General features: G+C 62.5%; 17 protein-coding genes. 9 read left to right on the top strand and 8 right to left on the bottom strand.

Annotated elements, in window-relative coordinates; translation table 11 throughout:
* The first annotated feature begins 4 nt into the window (after nt 1-4).
* Nucleotides 5-664 carry an invasion associated locus B family protein gene (locus C1A35_RS24135; RefSeq protein WP_234822974.1) on the top strand — a complete coding sequence of 220 codons (660 nt, stop codon included), beginning with the start codon at nt 5-7 and terminating at the stop codon, nt 662-664.
* A 178-nt stretch (nt 665-842) separates the two neighbouring features.
* Here C1A35_RS24135 and C1A35_RS24130 read toward each other — a convergent pair whose 3' ends face one another.
* Nucleotides 843-1,439, bottom strand: coding sequence for a TetR/AcrR family transcriptional regulator (locus C1A35_RS24130; RefSeq protein WP_234822973.1), 597 nt, complete (start codon nt 1,437-1,439; stop codon nt 843-845).
* 99 nt (nt 1,440-1,538) lie between these two features.
* Between C1A35_RS24130 and C1A35_RS24125 the strand changes: the two genes are divergently transcribed.
* The 3 genes from C1A35_RS24125 (at nt 1,539) to C1A35_RS24115 (ending at nt 6,017) form a co-directional block, all read left to right on the top strand.
* A complete protein-coding gene (locus C1A35_RS24125) occupies nt 1,539-2,225 on the top strand; it encodes a PspA/IM30 family protein (protein WP_104666807.1) in 687 nt (228 codons plus the stop codon).
* 27 nt (nt 2,226-2,252) lie between these two features.
* Nucleotides 2,253-2,531 carry a YiaA/YiaB family inner membrane protein gene (locus C1A35_RS24120; RefSeq protein WP_104666806.1) on the top strand — a complete coding sequence of 93 codons (279 nt, stop codon included), beginning with the start codon at nt 2,253-2,255 and terminating at the stop codon, nt 2,529-2,531.
* A gap of 87 nt (nt 2,532-2,618) precedes the next feature.
* Complete coding sequence (locus tag C1A35_RS24115; protein ID WP_104666805.1) at nt 2,619-6,017, top strand: acyl-[ACP]--phospholipid O-acyltransferase; 3,399 nt, start codon at nt 2,619-2,621, stop codon at nt 6,015-6,017.
* A 21-nt stretch (nt 6,018-6,038) separates the two neighbouring features.
* On the opposite strand, the gene C1A35_RS24110 is transcribed toward C1A35_RS24115, so the two are convergent.
* The 6 genes from C1A35_RS24110 to C1A35_RS24085 all read right to left on the bottom strand — a co-directional run bounded on the left by C1A35_RS24110 (nt 6,039) and on the right by C1A35_RS24085 (nt 11,907).
* Entirely contained in the window at nt 6,039-7,058 is a 1,020-nt protein-coding gene (locus tag C1A35_RS24110; protein ID WP_104666804.1) for a hypothetical protein, read from the bottom strand.
* Entirely contained in the window at nt 7,055-8,161 is a 1,107-nt protein-coding gene (locus tag C1A35_RS24105) for a GNAT family N-acetyltransferase (RefSeq protein ID WP_104666803.1), read from the bottom strand. The genes C1A35_RS24110 and C1A35_RS24105 overlap by 4 nt, the downstream gene beginning before the upstream one ends.
* On the bottom strand, nt 8,154-9,353 hold the full coding sequence (locus C1A35_RS24100) for a hypothetical protein (RefSeq protein ID WP_104666802.1): 1,200 nt from the start codon (nt 9,351-9,353) through the stop codon (nt 8,154-8,156). Before C1A35_RS24100 ends, C1A35_RS24105 begins: the two co-directional genes overlap by 8 nt.
* A complete protein-coding gene (locus C1A35_RS24095; protein ID WP_104666801.1) occupies nt 9,350-10,237 on the bottom strand; it encodes a HesA/MoeB/ThiF family protein in 888 nt (295 codons plus the stop codon). Before C1A35_RS24095 ends, C1A35_RS24100 begins: the two co-directional genes overlap by 4 nt.
* Complete coding sequence (locus tag C1A35_RS24090) at nt 10,234-11,181, bottom strand: hypothetical protein (protein WP_104666800.1); 948 nt, start codon at nt 11,179-11,181, stop codon at nt 10,234-10,236. The genes C1A35_RS24095 and C1A35_RS24090 overlap by 4 nt, the downstream gene beginning before the upstream one ends.
* A 420-nt stretch (nt 11,182-11,601) precedes the next feature.
* Entirely contained in the window at nt 11,602-11,907 is a 306-nt protein-coding gene (locus tag C1A35_RS24085; protein ID WP_104666799.1) for a DUF982 domain-containing protein, read from the bottom strand.
* 630 nt (nt 11,908-12,537) lie between these two features.
* Here C1A35_RS24085 and C1A35_RS24080 point away from each other — a divergent pair.
* From C1A35_RS24080 to C1A35_RS24070, 3 genes are all read left to right on the top strand, one after another.
* Entirely contained in the window at nt 12,538-14,058 is a 1,521-nt protein-coding gene (locus tag C1A35_RS24080) for an ABC transporter substrate-binding protein (protein WP_104666798.1), read from the top strand.
* 55 nt (nt 14,059-14,113) lie between these two features.
* Nucleotides 14,114-15,736, top strand: coding sequence for a serine hydrolase domain-containing protein (locus C1A35_RS24075; RefSeq protein WP_104666797.1), 1,623 nt, complete (start codon nt 14,114-14,116; stop codon nt 15,734-15,736).
* A gap of 513 nt (nt 15,737-16,249) precedes the next feature.
* Nucleotides 16,250-16,834, top strand: a complete 585-nt coding sequence (locus tag C1A35_RS24070; protein WP_104666796.1) for a tyrosine phosphatase family protein — start codon at nt 16,250-16,252, stop codon at nt 16,832-16,834.
* Between the two features lie 763 nt (nt 16,835-17,597).
* Here C1A35_RS24070 and C1A35_RS37115 read toward each other — a convergent pair.
* Nucleotides 17,598-17,723 carry a hypothetical protein gene (locus C1A35_RS37115; protein WP_272939267.1) on the bottom strand — a complete coding sequence of 42 codons (126 nt, stop codon included), beginning with the start codon at nt 17,721-17,723 and terminating at the stop codon, nt 17,598-17,600.
* A 114-nt stretch (nt 17,724-17,837) separates the two neighbouring features.
* Between C1A35_RS37115 and C1A35_RS24065 the strand changes: the two genes are divergently transcribed.
* Together C1A35_RS24065 and C1A35_RS24060 are read left to right on the top strand one after the other, a co-directional pair.
* Entirely contained in the window at nt 17,838-18,602 is a 765-nt protein-coding gene (locus tag C1A35_RS24065; protein ID WP_104666795.1) for an IclR family transcriptional regulator, read from the top strand.
* Nucleotides 18,602-19,714: an ABC transporter substrate-binding protein gene (locus C1A35_RS24060; RefSeq protein WP_104666794.1), complete on the top strand. Its 1,113-nt coding sequence runs from the start codon at nt 18,602-18,604 to the stop codon at nt 19,712-19,714. The genes C1A35_RS24065 and C1A35_RS24060 overlap by 1 nt, the downstream gene beginning before the upstream one ends.
* The last annotated feature ends 79 nt before the right edge of the window (nt 19,715-19,793 follow it).

The raw sequence follows: 19,793 nt of genomic DNA, 5'->3' as shown, positions 1-19,793 counted from the left end.
TTGCATGACAAGCAGCACTATCCGGTTCCTTGGGCTCTCTTCCGCAGTGCTCGCGATTGCGGTGGGCATGGCGCTATATCTTGTCCCTGAGTTCGCGTCTTCGACCCCGACCCGGGCCACACAGATCCGTGACAGCCACGACGATCCTCGGCCGCAGCGTTTCCAGGTGGCCGAGATGCAGGCGGGTGGCCAAACAACCGGTGCAGAAACGGGGTCGTCCTTGCCGGGCGGCGCATCGTCGCTGAACGAAACCTATAAGGACTGGCGCGTCGCCTGCGCGCAGGATGGAAGCGTCAAGCGCTGCGCGCTGTCTCAGGTCCAGGCGCAGCAGAACGGACAGCGCGTGCTCGCAATCGAGCTGGAGGCACCATCCGGAGATACTGTGTCGGGCACGCTGGTTCTGCCGTTTGGTCTGGCGCTCGAACCCGGCGTCACCTTCCAGATCGACGACAGGCCGGCGATGGAGCCGGTGCGCTTCCGCACTTGCGTCCCGGTTGGGTGCCTCGTTCCCGTGATCTTCGACGCGCCAATTCTGGCCGCGCTGCGCGCCGGCGCAGCGCTCAAGGTCAAGGCCGTCGCTGATGGCGGGGCAGCGGCTCCGTTCTCAATCTCCTTGCTAGGATTCGGCACAGCGCTTGATCGAGTGGCGATGCTCGCACGTTAGGATTGGCCGAACCTGCAACGCGTGATTTCTCGGAGACGAAAATCGGCGGTCTCGGGCCGATCCGCATCAAGGCGACCTGTTGATTGCGGTACAAAACCGCTCGGTGATCCTGCGGGTATGGGCGGCTGACGGCGAGCGCTGGCGAACGCAACACTGCGTATTGGTCCCGCACCGACGGTCAGCTCCGGCTCCTGGCAAGGATACCGGCGAGCACCGTGATTTCGTGTTCAAGCGCTTCGGTCGTTATTCCGATGAACCGGCCCTCGAGGCTGAGAGAGAGCACGCCATGAATAGCTGCAAAGAACGTCCGGGCACGGATAGCCACCTCGTCGCAAGAAGCGTCCGGCATTTGGCGCGACAGCGGCGTCGCAATGAGGCCGATCAGGAAGGCATGCTCGGCGAGATGCCACTCCGGAACGGACACGCCCTCCGGCATCCTATGTTCGAAAAGGGCGGACCACAGGTTGCGCTCCGCCAGTGCAAAGCGCAGGTATGCCAGAGACAGGCTGAGGAAAGTCTCCTCGATGTTCGTTGACGGCGAAATCGCCGCGTTGAGCGCGGTCTCCAACCGTTTCAGCGTGCCGGAATTGACGTGCAGTATCAGCCCGTCGAGGTCGTCGAAGACGGTGTAGAGCCCGCCAAGGGCCGAGCCGGCGCGCTCGGCGATATCGCGCGCGCGCAAGTTCTTCAGCCCCTGTTCCCGAATGAGTTCGGTGCCGGCGACGATCAGTCTGGCCTTCAGGTCTTCCTTCTTCGTTTGACGCTTTGCTGCCACGGTGACCTCATTTGTGAACGGCGTTCATTTTTATATTGAACATCGTTCATCTTTGTGCGAAAAGATTATTGAACATTGTTCATACATGGAGGTGAGGAAATGTTCAAACAAATCGTGACGCTGCTCAGGGGCCGTGCCCACACGGCGGAGGAGGCCTTCGGCGACCGCCACGCGCTCCCCATTCTTGCCCAGCAGATCCGTGATGCCGCACGCGGCGTCGAGGCTGCCCGCAGATCGGTTGCTCTGGCGATCGCGCAAAATCGCCTGGAAAAGGAAAATGCCGAAAGGCTTTCCGCCCGCATCGGCGATCTCGAGGAACGTGCCATCGCAGCCCTTGAAAAGGGCAGGGAGGATCTGGCAGCCGAGGCCGCCGCCTCGATCGCCCGGCTGGAGACGGAATTGCAGAATGCACGTCAGGTCCAGGCGGAGTTTACACAAGGAATAGAGCGGCTGAGGCAAGCCGTCCGCGAGAGCGAAACCCGCCTGGCCGCGCTTCGCCGCGGCGAACGCCTGGCTGAGGCACGCGACCGGACGCGGCGCCTTTCACGGGACGTGCCCGGGAACGATCTCGCAACACTTGGCGATGCCGAGGCAACGCTCGCCCGGCTCGAGACACGCCAGCGGGAGGCCGAGCTGACAGCCGAGGCGCTGATCGAGCTCGAGCATCGGCCCGATCCGTCGGCGCTGGCGCAGAAGCTGGCCGCAGCCGGTTGTGGCCGGCCTCTCGTGACAAGTGCCGATGACGTGCTCGCGCGTCTGCGCACCAAGGCAAACCCTGCATCCTGAAACCTCTGTTTCTCGAAGGAAACGACGATGAATGACAGCTTGATGAAACACTCCTCCGCCTGGACCTCATTTTCCTATGTCAGCTTCGGCGTGGCCGCCTTCATGGTGGTGATCGGCCTCTACATGATGCCCATCGACCTTTGGGGAAAGGGCTATCTCGCCATGGGGATCCTGATGCTCCTGCAGACGGCGGTAAATGTCACCAAGACGCTTCGCGACAATCTGGAAGCCGAAAAGCTCATCCGCCGGATCGACGATGCCAAGACGGAAAAGCTGCTGCTCGGCATGAAGGGCGACGAAGCTTGATCATCGGCAGCCCTGCAGCCACGAAGCACGGCCTGTGCACGAGCGTGGAACGGTTTTCATCCAGAGCGCTCAAAAAGGAGACGTTCCGTGAAAAACAATCTCATGACGTCGCGGCGCTTTGCGCCGCTCTTCTGGACGCAGTTTCTGTCGGCGTTCAACGACAATTTCCTCAAGAACACGCTCGTCTTCCTCATCCTCGCCACCATGGCGGCCGAGGATGCGGGCTCGCTGGTCACCCTGGCCGGCGCCGTCTTCATGGCGCCGTTCCTCTTCTTTTCCGCCCTTGGCGGTGAGCTTGCCGACAAGTTCGACAAGGCGATCGTTGCCGAGAGACTGAAGCGCTGGGAGCTTGCTGCCGCGGGCGTTGCGGTTTTCGGTATCGTATTCTCCTCCATCGCTGTGCTGCTGGTTGCACTCTTCCTGTTCGGTGCCATCTCTGCGCTCTTCGGGCCCGTCAAATACGGCATCCTGCCCGACCACCTGGAGCGCAAGGAACTGCCGCGCGCCAACGCCTGGATCGAGGGGGCGACGTTTATCGCCATCCTCAGCGGCACTGTCATCGCAGGTCTTGCCGCAGCCGATGGCGTCAATCCCTGGCTGTTTGGTCCCATGATGCTCGGCCTAGCGCTCGCCTGCTGGCTTTCGAGCCGCTACATTCCGCGTCTTGGCGCCAAGGCGCCGGACTTGGTCGTCGATCGCAACGTCCTGCGTTCCACCGCCCGCCTCGTTGCTTCGCTTCACGGCGACAGGCGGCTTTGGCGCACGGCGCTGATGGCCGCGTGGTTCTGGCTGGCGGGCGCCATCGTGCTGTCGCTGCTGCCGCCCATGGTGAAGAACGATCTCGGCGGCGACGAGACTGCGATCACTGCCTATCTCGCCGTCTTTGCGGTCGCGGTCGGCCTCGGCTCGGCGATCGCCGCCTGGATGTTGGCTGGACGTATCGTGCTCTTGCCGGCACCCGTCGGAGCCCTGATCATGGCGCTGTTCGGCCTCGATCTCGCCTGGTGCGTCTGGCATGCCGGCGCGGTTGTACCGACTGAAACGCTCTCCGCCTTCTTTGCCGGTTCCTATAGGGTGCGGATCGCCATCGATCTTGCCGGCATGGCGATTGCTGGCGCCTTCCTGGCCGTCCCCACGCTCGCTGCCCTTCAGGCCTGGGCGCAAGAGGACCAGCGTTCGCGCGTCATCGGTGCATCGAACGTGCTGTCCGCGGCCTTCATCACCGCCGGCGGTGGCCTTGTCGCCGTGCTGCAGACCTCCGGTGTATCGACACCGGCGCTTTTCGCCGGCCTCGCATTCGCCAATGCCGTGGCGGCCTTTGTCATGCTGCGCACGCTGCCGACCAACGCATTCCGTGATTTCGTCTCGATCCTCTTCCGTGCCTTCCTGCGGCTGGAGGTGGAAGGCCTCGACAACCTGAAAAAGGCGGGTCGCGCACCGATCATTGCGCTCAACCATGTGTCCTTCCTCGATGGTGCTCTGGCGCTGGCGCTGACCGAAGAGGAGCCGACCTTCGCGGTCGACTACACGATCGCGAAGGCCTGGTGGGTCAAGCCGTTCCTGAAGATGTGCAACTTCCTGCCTCTGGATCCCTCGAAGCCGATGGCGACGCGCACGCTCATCAAGACGGTCAACAATGGTGAGCCGTTGGTGATCTTCCCCGAGGGCCGCATCACGGTGACCGGCGCGCTGATGAAGGTCTATGACGGCGCCGCGATGGTGGCCGACAAGACCGGCTCCATGGTCGTGCCCGTGCGCATCGACGGGTTGGAGAAGAGCTACTTTTCCCGTCTCAGCTCCCTGCATGTTCGCCGCCGCCTGTTTCCGAAGGTGAAGGTCACCATTCTGGAGCCGGTGCGCCTCTGCGTACCGCAGGAGTTGAAGGGCCGAAAGCGCCGGATGGCTGCGGGCGCAGCACTTTATCAGGTCATGTCGATGCTGATGTTCCGCACCACGGATACCGACACCACCGTGCTCGAAAGGGTGATCAAGACGGCCAGGGAGCGTGGCTTCAACCGGCTCGCGGTGCAGGACCCGGTCACCGGTTCCCTGTCCTATGGAAAGCTTTTGACGGGTGCGGCCGTGCTGGGCGCAAAGTTCAAGTTGTTTTTCCCGAACGAACAGGCGCTTGGCGTTCTCCTGCCCAATGCCAATGGTGCAGTTGCAACCATCCTCGGCGTGATGTCCGCCGGCAAGGTGCCGGCCATGCTCAACTTCACCGCGGGCGCGGCCAACATCCTTTCGGCTTGTAAGGCCGCGGAGGTCCGTCACGTACTGACGTCACGCGCCTTCGTTGCCCAGGCGAAACTCGGCCCGGTCGTCGAGGAACTGTCGAAGACGGTGGAGATCGTCTGGCTCGATGATCTGCGCCAGACGATCGGCCTTGCCGACAAGCTGCGCGGCCTTCTGCACAAGGGGCGGCCGCTTGTCCGGCGCACGGCCGAGGAGCCGGCGGTTATCCTCTACACTTCGGGATCCGAGGGAACGCCGAAGGGCGTGGTGCTGACCCACCGCAACATCCTCGCCAACGCAGCCCAGGCCGCGTCTCGCATCGATTTTCACTCTGGCGACAAGGTGTTCAACATCCTGCCCGTGTTCCATTCCTTCGGGCTCACGGCCGGAACGGTCCTGCCGCTCATCTCCGGCGTGCCGGTCTACTTTTATCCGTCGCCGCTGCACTACCGGATTATCCCCGAATTGATCTACGCCTCGAACGCGACGATCATCTTCGGGACCGACACCTTCCTGAACGGCTATGCACGAACTGCCCATCCCTATGACTTCCGCTCGATCCGCTACTGCTTCGCCGGCGCCGAGCCGGTCAGGGCCGCCACGCGCGCGCTCTACATGGAAAAATTCGGCGTCCGCATCCTCGAAGGCTACGGCGTGACCGAGGCGGCACCGGTGATCGCGCTCAACACGCCCATGTTCAACAAGGCGGGCAGCGTCGGCAAGATCATGCCGGGCATGGAATACAGGCTCGATGCCGTGCCGGGTGTCACCGAGGGCGGACGGCTCTTCATCCGCGGCGCCAACGTGATGGCCGGATATCTTCGCGTCGAAGCGCCCGGGGTGATCGAACCGACGCCCGACGGCTGGCACGACACCGGCGACATCGTCACCGTCGACGAAGAGGGGTTCATCGTCATCCGCGGCCGGGCCAAACGTTTCGCCAAGATCGGCGGCGAGATGGTTTCGCTTGGCGCCGTGGAGGCGCTGGCGGGCGAGATGTGGCCGGGTCAATTGACTGTTGTGGTGTCGCTGCCCGATGCCAAGAAGGGTGAACGCCTGGTCATGCTCACCGACGCTCCGGGTGCGACACGCGCCGCCTTCCTCCGCTTCGCCAAAGACAAGGGCGCCATGGACATGATGGTTCCCTCGGAGGTGAGGGTAGGTGCCGTACCGGTGCTCGGGACCGGCAAGGTGGATTTCGTCAGCGCCCAGAGGCTTCTCGCCGAGGTCGCAGGGACTGAAGCTGCTGCCTGAGACCCGAAAGGAGAGCCGGCCTCAGGCCGGCTCTTCGGCGAGCACGAGATCATCTGCCGGCAGGCGAAATTTCGGAACGACAGAGGGCGCCGGCCCGACGCGCAGAACATTGATCAACCGGTGGCCGGGCGGCAATGGGAAACGCTGCTGCAATGCGTCCGCGGCGGCTGGCACGTCGGCAAGGACTGCCATCGGCCAGCCGGCGAAACCGAAGCGCGTGAAGCCCAGCCAGAAACGATAGAAGGCCCGCCCCGAAACGATCGGGCTCTCACTCTCAGGCCGATGGAACAGGAGGCAGGCTGCCGCAGTCGTCGTCTTTCCAGCTTCCGCCACGAGCGCTTTGCCGAGGCCCAGCCGGTCGGCAAAGTCGAAAAGCGGTGAGGCGAGCAAATGTCCGGCCAACGCTCCTTCGACCCTCCCCATCCGCAGGGCAGCAAGGTTGAGCCCGTCAAAGGCATAGTCCGGGTGGCTGCGCGAAAGCCGCATCCACGCGACGAGTTCATCGCGGAAGGCGCGTGCGCGCAAGACGGTCAGACTTGCGCCGTCGTTCAGTGCGGCGATAAAGGCCAGATCCGCATGGCTGCGGGCGCAGGTTGCATCGTCCGTCTCGGCCACCCAGTGCTCAAGCCGCGCAATCTCGTCGGGCGCTGCTGGCAAGAACGGAGCACGCCAGGTGAAGCGCCCGGTGGTCCAAAGGGCAAGCTCGGACGGCTCTGCATCGCCGACAGGGGTCAGCCGCGCGGCCAATCGGTAGCCGGGCCGCCAATCGCGTGCATCGTCCGCCCAGAGATCATCGATCGCCACACCGATCCGGCGGGCGGCAAGCGCCATCACCATGCCCTCGAGCGCTGCTCCGCAGGAAAGCCCCATGTCGCGACCGGTCGGATCGCCGATGCTAAGGTGCCGTGAGAGGTCGGCGGCAAGGAGAATGCATCCGTCCTTGTCCAGCATCCAGCGTGCCGGCTGGGTATTGTGGACGGAGGGGGCGAGATTGGCCTCCGCCGCCAGATCGGTGAGCGTGGCGGCGTCGATGCGGCTCATAATGTCTTTCCGAAGAGATGCAGGCGATGGAGCGGCTTGGCGCCCGCCTTCTCCGCCTGCCTCAGGCTTGCCGCGTTGACGTCGGCGATCCAGGTGCCGCCGGCAGTCTCGTAGCCCGCGCGGCGCATCTCGCCGAGCACATGGGCAAGGAGCAGTGGATTGAGACCGCGTCCCTGGTGTTCCGGTTTGACGCCCTGGAATATGATGACGGCGCGTCGCCGCTGCAGGCGGTGCTTGAGCAGATGCCAGGGTGCACTCAACCCGAGCCGCGAGCCCATCGCCTTCAGCATCGGATTGACGTCGGGTATGGCGATCACGGTGCCGGCTGGCCTGCCACCCCGTTCCGCCACCGCCGAAATGCGGGGATCCATGATCCACTTCATCTCCTTGGCTTGAAAATCAAACTCCGCACGGCTGACGGGCACGAACATCGGATTGTCCGCAAAGCTCTCATTGAGGATCAGCCGGGAATCCTCCAGCCTCCGTTCGAGCGTCGATCGCCGGATCGGTGAAAAACGAAAGCCGTCGTCGAAAAGCGCGCGCATCTGCGCACTGGCGAGCAGGCCATCGATAGCCACGGTACGGACGTCGATTTCGAACGTTGTCATCGGGAAAGAGGCCGCGTAACCCCGGCTTTCCAGGAGGCGGGGCAGGTAGGGCGGTCCCCAGATCTGATCGGTATAGGGCGCATGCTCGAAGCCTCCGGTCATCACGCCGACTTGCTGCATGGCCGTCAGGTTGAAGTTTCCAAGGATCTCCCGCAAGCCTTTCGCGCGCACCCAAGCTTCGGCCCGCTCCAAAAGGGCGGCTGCGACACGCTCGTCGTCGGCGCAGTCGAAATAGCCGAAGTAACCGCGATCGAGACCAAACTGCGCGTTTGATGCGCGGTGCAGGTGGGCCGTTATGCGCCCGCACACAGCCCCGCCCCGATGGGCGGTAAAGGTGGCGAAGTCCTCCGCCGTATCGAAGAGAGGGTTCTTGCCAGCGGACAGGAAGCGCTTGAGATCGCTGAACATCGGCGAAACGTAGGGCGAGCGCGGACCATAGATCTGAAAGGGCGCGGCGAAGAAGGCGTCGATATTCCCTTCACGGATCTCAATCATGGCGTGGGGTCCTCTCGGAGATCAGCACGGCCATGCGCTGCACCACCTTAAGCTCGATCTCGGCGCCCGGTGTGGCGGAGACCGAGGGCATGTTGAGGGCGGTCAGCCGAAACGGGTGGTTCGACACCAGCATGACATGGGTCGCCTCGTATTTTTCGAGCAGCCAGGCGAGTTGCTCGGCGTCCGCTTGCGAAAGGCTATCGACTTCGGAAGCCCGCAGCAGCGGGCGGGCGGCAAAGAGCGCCTTGATCACCGGCAGGTCGAGCTCGGAAAGCTCATCTTCGCCAATCAGAAGTGCGCCGTCCACCAGTGGATGTTTCTGCAATTCCTTGAGGAAGCCGAGCGTGTCGTCGATGCTGTCCTCGGCCAGATGCCTAATCAGGCTCTGTCGCCGCTGCTCCATGCGCAGGCTGATGCTGTCCTTCCAGATCACGCCGAGCAGGGCGGCACTGAGGATGACGCTTCCCGCGCGGACCAGCGCGGCTGGTTCGAGCCTGTTTTCGACGCCGATAACGATGGCCGCGAGGAGGGCAACGGAGAGCAGGATGACGAAGGAGACCACGGTGTCACGATGTCCGACGGCCCGTTGGCCAAGACTGATCAGCAGCCAGCACAGGAACAGGATCGCGACTCCGCCGAGCCGCACCGGCTGGTCGATGTAAACCGAGCGGAAGTCGGTGACGAGCAAAGGCAGGATCAGCAGCAGCGAAAGGGCAATGCGGTCGATCGCCTGGTTCTCCGCCTTCGACAGGCTCGCCCGGTCGCGCGTGACCGTCATGTGACCGGCGAGAGCGAAGGTGACCAGCTGATAGACGAACAGCAGCGCGACACGCCAGGGCTCGGCGATCGCTGCAGGAAGGAAGGCGAGAGCAAAGAAGGTGATGGCGCCACCGGCCGCAATCCACTTCGTTGTCCTTGGCGCGTGGCGGCGCAACAGGCCCTCGGCGAGCAGGACGGTCGCAAGCGGCACAAGCCCCGCTGTTATGATTGTTGCGGCCTTGAAGATGTAGAGGTCCGTCCACCAGGCAAGCACCCGGCTTGCCATCAACGCCGCCAGGACCTGCAATCCGAACAGGAAGCGGCGGTTCAACGGACTTGTGGCATTCAAACTGCGGATGACGCCGATCAGCACGATCAGGCCGCCAAGTGCCGCCAGCGAAACGAAACTATCGGCAACGATGGGCGTATTCATGGTGCTGCCGGCGCTGCAAGGCGCATCAGGTAGCGCCGCACCAATGGACGCAACAATGTTGCGACGAGGGCGTTGCGTGGGCGTTCGACGCGTCCGGCATGCGGGTTGAAGAACCAACCGCGGCAATCGGCCGACTGTGGCCGGCCCAGCACGGCGTGGATCGCCTCATAGGCCATCAATGTGCCGGTCGAGATCACCATCGGCGCGAAGGACATGCGACTGCGGGTGCCGGCAATCACTTCGCCGGCGAGCGAAAGATCGACATGGTGACGCGACGACGAGTGGACCATCACATACTCCGCTTCGCGCAGGAAGGCATCCGTCCGCTGCTCGGCTGTCAGCGCGTTCCAGGCGGTTCCGACAGTTGGGTACCCAAGCCGTTCTTCCGGCATCGGATCCTGCGGACGAGTGACATAGACCGAGGGCAGGGGCGACGCATAGGCATCGACCACCGTCCGGCCGATGTCTCGCGAGACGCGGTAGAGCAGGAGGCTGGCGCCGAGATCATCGGTTCCGTTGACGACGACGCTCGCCTCGCCAACGAGCGCCTCGACATGGTCGGTCCAATCCCGGCCGAAGACGGTCACGTTGAGGTCGGGATTGATCTTCAGGCAGAGGTCGCGGGTCGCTTCTGCCTTGGGCATGCCGATCGTATCTGCAAAGCAGAAAACCTGGCGATTGAGGTTCGACAGTTCGAAACTGTCGATATCGGCGAGGATGAGACGACCGATGCCGACCCGCGCCAGCGCCTGGATACAGGCGCCACCCATGCCCCCGGTTCCGCAGACAAAGACGGTCGCCTCGTGCAGGCGCCGTTGCTCCGCCTCGGTGACGAAACCGATGTTGCGTGTGGTGAAGGCCTGATAGGAGAAAGCGCTGCTCATTGCTTCGAAGGTCTCAAGATGCCCCACTGCCGACGGCTGTCGGCCCAATGCAGGAGCGGCAGAGCCAGCCTTTGGACGAGGATGGCGAAACTTGCGACGGCAAGACGGCCAAGCGCATTGCGCGGCACGCTTTCCAGAAGGTAACGTTGCGCCGCGTTGAGGTCGAGTTGGCCGATCTGAAGCAGGTCGTCACCGCGATCATAGTCGAGTTCGGTGGCGCAGAAGTCGTTGTACTCCGCTTTGCGATGCTTCGGTGCCGCCTCGAAGGTCTTTTTCAGGTTGTCGGAACCACCCGTATAGGCGTTGGTGATGACGAAACGGTCGGCGTCGAATTCGGCATCGGCCCCGACACCGAAGACGTGGCGATGGGAACACATGATGGCCGTGGCAATCAATTGCTGGTGGAGCGACCGGCGTGCGCCACGCGTGGGCGCCGGGAACACCTTGCTGAACGTTTCGGCCACCATGCCGGCGACGGCCGGCACCTGCGTGACATTGGAAATCCAGAGCGGGCGAAGCTGATTGCGCAGGAAGAGAAGGAAGCAGGTGAGGCCGTAGAGCACCCAAGAGAGGCCCTGATTGCGAACCTCGGGATCGATCATAACCAGTCCCAGGTGAAGAACCTCGATCGGCTTACCTGCGAGCGATAGCGGGATGACGGGCAGAGCGTTGAAGGCGACCGGTTCCCCGTCGGAAACCCGGTAGACGAGCGTCACGATCGTCCGGGCAAGCGCATCGTCCTTCTCGGAAAAGACGCCATAGTCCAGTTCCCCGCCGGGAACCGACCGCTCCGCGACCTTGCGCAGATCGTGCCGCAGCCTGGCGACGTCCCGCTCGCTCATCCAAAGCCCGGGAGCCTCCACGATCCTTGCGCGGAAAGTTGACGACGTCTTGAACGAAAGGTCGAGACGCTTCTTCAGAACGACCGATATCAGATTGTACAATGGCCTGGTCCGGCGGCATGAACTCGAGAGTGGAGCTTTGTGCAAGCTTGGGGCGCATTTTCGGGGAAGAGAGCAAACATTTGGTTTAATTCTCGATCGATACCACGAACGCCCCCCTCAGCTCTTCTGCGCGGCATGCAGGGCGGCGGTCGGATAGTGCCGATCGGTCACACCGGTGCGCCTGACCCGGAACATCACTCGTGACCTCGACTACGGAGATTCAGCCCTGGCAGAGCTCTTCGGTCCTGTGGCCCAGGAGGCGCGCCAAGGATTACCACCGAAGCTATACCTTGAGCGGTCGTCACCTTTGGCCGGTGCTTCAAGGATCGCGCTGGTTCTCTGTGCCGGTATCGTCGTCCTTGAAAACAGAACGTCTTTGAACGACAGCCGGCGGCATTAAGGTCGAAGCGGTTCTTCCGATCAGGACAGTGGCTTGTTGCCATGAGGTCCCGAACGCGCATGGTAGTGGGCAGCAACGGCTGATGTCGCCATGCCAGCCTCCAGGCACGCGCCGATGAAGGCCTCGCGTGCGACTGCAGATGGAACCGAAGAGTTCAGCGCAGCCCGGCACGCCGCGACGGCTCGTTCATAGGCTTGTCCGTGCCGTATCGGCCATTCATGTTCCAGAAAATCCAGCGCGTCGTAGACCGATGCGAAGATGCGGTTCGTTCCTGACTGTAGGCGAACAGACAATGGAACCGCCCAAAGTATCTCAGGAAGGCGCATGGTGTCCCCCCTCCGTATGCTAACGGTTTGAAAAAATTAAAATAAACTATGATGGAAACTATACAGCGAGAAGCTCCGCCCTTCAACGTCGATGCAGTAGTCATCTCGGGCGGCAGGGCTAGTACATTCGTCGTACGGATCGCGAGAACGCGGTGAGGGGGGCTTAATACCGCCTCCGGCCATGGGCTATCGCAAGGTGTCTGCGGCGGACTTCGCAAGGAGGCTGGAACCTGTCTGCTCGCTGCCGAGTAAAACGGCACCAGGCGTGCTGCGACAGGAGAGTTTCGTGTGGCAGGTACCGAGCGTCAAGCGTTCGGGGTGTCATTTGAGCTGGTTGACATATTAGCGGAGCCGTACCGGAATTGCTCGAAAGGGACGTTCCTTGAGGCGAGCCTTGCCCGCCGTTCCCGGCGGGGCCCTCTTTCAGAATCTTCACCCCTCGCCCAGAGCCGACAATCCCTAGCTCACAGCGACCGCTCTCGGGACTCGACGATCGCCGGCTCGATTTTTCCTCGGTCACGAACGCGACCCGTTTCGGTGTCCAAAGCATCTTGACAGGGGCGCAACGTCTGGCTCATCATTCTTGTGGAATATATTCCATAATAAAGTAATTCGGGAGGATGAGGAATCATGAAGTTGGGAACGATGTGTGCGCTGACCATGCTATCGGCCGCAACCGCCGCTTACGCGCAGGAAAAGGGAGGTGTTATCGACATCGCGACGGTCGGTGAGCCGCCTACCCTCGACGCGATGGTGACCTCCACCGATCTTGTCGGCATGATCAGTCAGCATATCTTTGAGACGCTCTATACGTTTGATGAAAGCTGGAACGTAGCGCCGCTCCTTGCGCAGGATCTGCCCGAAATCAGCGGTGACGGTACCGTCTACACGATCAAATTGCGTGAGGGCGTGGCATTTCATGATGCAACCGCTTTCGACGCTGCCGACGTCGTTGCCTCATTGAACCGCTGGCTAAAACTTGCCGGACGCGGAAAGCAGATCGCCCCCAACGTCAAACAGATCGAAGCGATCGACGCGCTGACCGTGCGCATCACGCTGGCCGAGCCCTATGCCGCGCTTCCGGCGCTCCTTGCTTTTAACAATTCCGCTGCAATTATGCTTCCGAGCGAAAAGCAGGCGGATCCGATGGCCGATGTGGTCGGAACCGGTCCCTATCAGCTCAAGGAGCGCAGGCCGGATCAGTACATCCAGCTCGTGCGCTACGACAATTACAAACCCCGCACCGAGAAGGCTTCCGGTTATGCCGGTGCGCGCAATGCCTACCTCGACGAAATTCGCTTCGTGCCTGCCCCGGACGCCTCGACAAGGTTGGAAGGCGCTGTGGCCGGTCAGTTCGCCTACACGGATTCTCTGCCTGTCGAACAGATGGATCGCCTCTCCGGCTCCAAGTCCGACGCCGTTCTCCTCCAGAACTTCGGCTGGCTGATGATGCGCATGAATGCCAAGCAGGGCGTCTTGGCTGATATGAGAGTGCGCAAAGCGGTCCAGAAAGCGCTCAGCGAAACCGATATGCTTGCGGCGGCCTTCGGCGACCAGAAGTTCTATGCCGTCGACGGCAATATGTATCCGGACGGGTATCCGTGGCGCACGGACGCAAATGTCAAGGGCAACTACGACCTGGCCGACACGGAAGCGTCCAAGACAATGCTCTCCGAGGCTGGCCTGGAAACTCCGGTACCACTGCGCATCCTCACCAGCCGGCAATACGAGTTCCACTACAAGATTGCGCTTGTTGCTGCCGAGTATCTCAAACTTGCCGGCTTCGACGTGAAGATGGAAGTGGTGGATTGGGCGACGCTCACCCAGCGCATCCAGAACCCCGAGCTCTGGGACATCTTCATTACCCATAGTCCATTCCTCCCCGAGCCGGCACTGATAAACATCCTGTCTCCGAATACGGTCGGCTGGTGGAACACGCCGGAAATCTCGAGCGCCATGTCCGCGCTGACCGGAACGACGGATCAGGCCAAGCGCATTGCCGCATTCGGCAACGTGCAGTCGCTGATCATGGAGCAGGCGCCGATGATCAAGGTCGGAAATTTCAGCGCCCTTTCGGCCAAGTCACCGCTGATGAAGGGTTTCTGGCCATCGCCGTGGCCATCCTTCTGGAACGTTTCGCTCGACGATTGAGGGCTTGCTGCTGGTTCCTGCAAACGCGGGGACCAGCAGGTTGCAGGGGTATCCGATGTCCACTTTTTTCAATGGCACTATTTCGCGCGGCGCTGCCGATCGTCTCGATGCGCTCGTCGCGACCGCGGCAGTTCCTACAGGACCCGGCCTCGCGGTCGCCGTACTCCACCAGGGCGAACTGATCTACAAGCGCGCAGTGGGGCTTGCAAACCTTGCGTACGAGATCCCCCTGACCGACCGTTCCGTCATGCGCATCGCGTCACAGAGCAAGCAGTTCACGGTGATGATGATCCTCATGTTGGAAGCGGAGGGCAGGCTGTCGCTCGACGATGACATTCGCAGCTATTTTCCCTGGCTTCCGGATTGGGGGCACCGGGTGACGGTCGGTCATCTGGCGTCGAACACGAGCGGCATCCGCGACATCCTGGATGCGATGATCATGGCCGGGATGCCGATTACGGCGCCGTCGTCGCGAGCGGCGGCAAGGGCGATCGTGGCCCGGCAAAGGAAACTCAACTTTGCTCCGTCAACCGACGTTCTCTACAGCAACTCGAACTTCCTGCTCCTGTCCGAACTCATCGAGGAAGTGACTGGCAAGAGCTTCGGCGAAGCGCTGAAACACTACATCACCGAGCCGCTCGGCATGAACGACACGAGGCTCATGGCGCGCGACGACGAGATTTATCCGCGTCTTGCGGATCATCACCGCCGGGGAGCCAAAGGCGAGTGGCTGAAGTCCGCCTGGGGGATTGCGATCGGTGGAGAAGGCGGGCTCGTCTCGACCCTGTCCGATATGATTGCTTGGCAGCGCAACCTTCGAGCACCGAAAGTCGGGACGGTGGAGATGGTCGAGCGCATGGGCCGTCCCTTCGTGACAATCGATGGTATCGCCTCGCCCTATGGCCTTGGCCTCGTGAGAACGATGCACAGAGACCTTCAACTCATCGGCCATGGCGGTTGGATCGCCGGCTCGCGATCGGAAGCCTTCCGCGTCCCGTCCGAGGATCTGGCATTCATCGTCCTGTCCAATCACGACGATTTTTCGTCCTTCGCCATCGCGCGCGACATGCTTGACATCGTTCTCGAAAAGGAGCGAGCCGACCTGCTCTCGCCGGAAGGTGTGGATGCGCTCAAGACCTGCTACGGGTTCTGGCGCTCGCATGAGGAAGGCCTCGTCTTCCGCCTGGAGGATGCAGGGGGACTACCCGCTCTCGCCGGCAGCATGGGGGTTTCGCCACTCGAGGAAGTCGGGCGGGGTGAATTTCGCGCGCGTGGGGCACTTCCGCCGTTCAGCTTCACGATCGCGTCGAACGGTGAAATCGTCACGAAAAAATTCGATCGACACCGACGCTACAGCAGGATCGACGCGGCGGCGTCCGTCGATGTTGACGTTACGGGCGTTTATGAAAGCGACGAGGCCGGCCTTTCGGCAATCGTCGAGCGACAGGCAGGGACCTTGCGGATGCGGGTCTCTTCGCAATTCGGCGCTGCCGCTGTCGAACTGGAAGCCTGCGACAGGGATCTGTTTCTGGCGCATCCCGCGGATCGCGACCTGCATGATGCGTGGCGCCTCGCGCCTTGGGTCTTGCCCTGGCTCTACACCGTGCTTTTCACAACCGAAGGCTTGGTTCTAAACAGCGACCGCGGTCGGGAAGTGAAGCTCGCCAGACGGAGTTGATAACACGGCCAGATCGCAGATCGGAGGTTCTTTGGAGGTTCTTTTCGCCCAGTCGCTGCAGGCGGGAACAGCGGTAGCCAGCGCCTGCTACGTCTATGGCTATGGTGGCTCTGGGATCCTTGCTGGAGAAACACAACGTTGCCTTGCCGCGCTCGCAATCGCGAACGTCGCCTATTGCGATCCGCCCCTGGCAGATGGTCCCGGTTCGTCGCCTGACGGCAGAGGACGTGCTTCTCGTGCTCTCCTTCTCAGGTCGAACGAGCTACCTTGTTTCGAATATCGAGATTGCCAAGAAGGCGCGCGCGCGTATAGTTGCGATCTCTCCCGGCGGTTCCGTCGTCGCCTCACGCGCCGATGAAAACACCAACCTCAACGACTACCGCGCCTCGACCCATCCGCTCATCGTGCCGACCGGCCGCGCCCCGATGTACGTGATGCTCGACATATTTTCTGCACCGCTTGCACGTAAGTGCGAGGCAGGGGCCCAATGGACCGGATGCAAGGACAATGGAAATGGAAACGACTTTTTCTCCAGTGTTGACCGTTTGCGGGATCGACGAACTGCCGGGCCAAAGCAGCCGGAACGTGACCCATGTCCTGTCGATCGTCGACCCGGAGCTACCGGAACTGGAGGCCTTCGGCACCTACGCCGAGCATCGCCGCACGACCTTGCGCTTCCATGACATCATTGCGATGGCCCCGAACCGGGTGATGCCTCGGCCCGACCATGTCGAGGCGATCCTGCGCTTCGGAACCGACTTCCTGGCGCGAGCGGACAAGCAGGCGTCGAGCCACGTTCTGGTACATTGCCATATGGGCGTGTCACGCTCGACCGCCGCGATGCTGACCTTGATGGCGCAGGCCAACCCTGACGAGTCGGGCGAGAGCCTGTTTACCCGTCTTGCGGCCATCCGTCCGCAGGCTTGGCCGAACTCCCAGATGATCGGTTTTGCCGACGAACAGCTCGGCCGCGGCGGCGACCTTACCGTCGCACTCCGCCGCCACTATGGTCGCCAGATCAAGAGCCGCCCGGAGTTCACCGAATGGATGACCTCCCTCGGCCGCCAAGCAGAGCTTGACATGGCGGTGCTGGACTGACGCCGTCGGCGGCAGCTCCGGAGGCTGGGTCGGTTGGCGGTGTGCGGAGCCAATGAAGCCGCGCTCGCCCATGCCGACGATCGCGAAATTCGCACGATCGCAGATCGATCGAGGATAGCCGTCACGGGCGTCGGCAAGGCAAAGGCCCTTTAACCCACGGCTTTGCTTTCCCGGCGTCGTGCGCGGCCCTGGACATTGTTGTCGCTGCGGTATGGCAAGAACTGGATGCCACACCGGCTATTCGCGCGATGGGATCTCTTCCAGCGTATCGAAGGCCAGTCCACTCGAGCCTTCGCCTCGGCCCGTCATCGTGCGCCGTCCGAGCCAAAGGACCACTCGGCCGTCAAGCCAACGGGTTCGTTGGAAGCTCCTTGTCACTATTTTGCCGGCGCGAGGCACTTCCTCCTCATTGATGAAGTAGGGCGACGCCGGCGCTCCGATAATTTCGCCGAGCGCTTGCGGCAGCGAAAGCGGTAGCCGCGCCCGCTGCAGCTGAATGCTGCGCTGGCTACCTGGCATACGCACCGGAAGGAAAGGCCGCCAGTTTGGCGGCGCGTCCGTTCCGAGACGGTAGCGCGCCGTGGCGCCCGGCGAAATTATCGGAGCGCCAGCGGCAGGTCGGGCGGAGGTTGCTGCACAAGGCTCATCGCATAGGGCTCGCCCTCGATCCCCATGCCTGCCGCGGACGGCACGATGCGTTGCACCGCCCAGCACAGGTTCGCCATCTCGTCGCGGGCAGGCGATCAGCACGGCCCGCGGGGCCTCAGCATTTAAAGGTCATGCCGACCGTTTCCTTGGCCGTGGGAACAAGTTCGGTCCATTCGTCGACAAGCAGGCCTTCCAGACGGCCCGCGACGGAGGCAGGGCAATCGACCGTCATCACGCTCATGGGCAATTGGCGCCGCAGGCACGAATGCAAGCGCACGCCTTGACAAAGGCGCGCCGTCTCCGTACCATTCACAATATAGCACATGTTCAATATATTGAACAAGGGGAAATCTGAATGAGCGGCCGCGGCGCGGAAAGAATCCTTGATCTGATCGAGTGGCTTGCGTCGCGCGGCGAGGCCTCCACCCTTGCGGAGGTCGTTCAGGCGCTTGAGCTGCCGAAAAGCAGCACGCTGCTTCTGCTGAGAACGCTGGTCGATGGTGGCTATGTCACCCGGCGGGCCGATGGCCGCTATCTGCTGATCCGCCTGCCGGGCGAGCCGTCGGCGGACAACAATGGCTGGGGCACGATCCTGCGGGTGGCCGAGCCCATCCTTCGTGAGACGGTCGCGGCGATCGAGGAGACCGGCTTCATCGCCGTTCTCACCGACGACCACCAGGTCCGCTACCTCAACAAGATCCTGCCGATGCGGGAGATCCGCTATGACCGCGACATCGCCGCGCCGCGTGTGGCGCACTATGTCGCAAGCGGTCTCATGCTGCTTTCGGGACTGAACGACGGCGACATCGAAGCCTATCTGCGCAGCGACGTCGCCAGGGAAGACGATCCGGACGCGATCGCCGAGCGCGTCAGCGCCGCTCGCAGCGACGGCCACGTCGCCAACCTCTACGGACGCGTCGAGGGTGCTGCCGGTGTGGCCGCGCCGATCGTCGATCCGGATGGCCGCATCCTTGCCGTCGTCAACATTTCAGGCCCGCGCGAGCGGATCGCCAACAATCTCGAACGCGTCACCAAGGCAACGGTCGAGGCCGCGCGCCGCGCAAGTGAGGAGCTTTCGCGGCGTGTGATGAAGAACGGGAAAACCCACGGGAGGAAGTAATGACCTATCTGAAAAGAGAACTCGCCGGCTGGCTCGTCGCGGCATCGGCAGCGTTCTCGACCGGCGCCTATGCCGAGGAGCCGAAGTTGCCGGACTATTATCCGGCCGACTACACGCAGCTCGTCGAAGCATCGCGCAAGGAAGCCGGCCTCGTCGTCTACTCCAACATGGCCGACAACAACTGGCAGCCGGTCATCAAGGGCTTCAACGCGCTCTATCCATGGATCAAGGTCGAGACGCTCGACCTCGGGTCCGGCACGGTGCACACGCGCTGGGAAGCGGAGGCCGGCAGCGGCGCGCGCACGGCCGATGTCCTGGTGTCCGGCGCCAATGACCGCTGGGCACGCTACGGCACCGAGGGTCGCATGCTCGACTATCCGAGCCCGGAAATCGAGCGCCTGCCGGGCTTCGCCAATCCCTATCCCGGCATCTTCGTGATGTCGGCCGATCCGCTCGTCATCACCTACAATGCCGCGTTGCTTGCCGAGGGCCAGCGCCCGACGGGCTTCTCGTCGCTGGTCAAGGCGGCGGCGGCAGACAAGGCAAGCTTCGACGGCAAGATCACCACCTATGACGCCGCGCGCAATTCGTTCGGCCTTGCGGCCTGGTGGAAGACCCTTCAGGTCAAGGGTGACGAAGGCTGGAAGGAACTGCGTCAGATTGGACCGATGATCCGTGGCGAAGTGTCGGGCGGTCCGATGAACGAGAAGATTGCCACGGGTGAATATCTCGTCGGCATCGCGGTTTCAGGCATCACGATTTTTCCGCGCCTGGAACAGCCCGGCGGCGAGATCCTCGGCTTTGCCTTCCCGGACGACGGTACCCCCGTCATGCTGCGCGGCCTCGGCATTCCGAGCGAAGCCGCCAATCCGAATTCGGCAAAACTGTTCGTCGACTACCTGCTCAGCCGCAGCGGCCAGACACAGATCGGCAAGGGCGGATTGACCCCCTATCGCGAGGATGTCGATGAAGCCGAGGTCCGCTACACCTACCAGGCGATCGCCGAAAAGGTCGGCATGGAAAACCTCATCGCCGTCGGTTTCGACCGGGCGCTGATCGACGACGCAGCGGGCTTCGCCACGAAGTGGACGGCTGCGATGGCCGGAAACTAGCGGCCCCGGGGCAGCGCCGTCCCGAACCGACACCGGTCGGCGGCCTGTCCCCTTTTCGCAACAATACGAAGCCTGACGC

The sequence above is a fragment of the Ensifer adhaerens genome (genome assembly GCF_002940685.1).
Classification (GTDB): domain Bacteria; phylum Pseudomonadota; class Alphaproteobacteria; order Rhizobiales; family Rhizobiaceae; genus Ensifer; species Ensifer adhaerens_E.
This window is presented reverse-complemented; position numbering and strand designations above follow the sequence as displayed.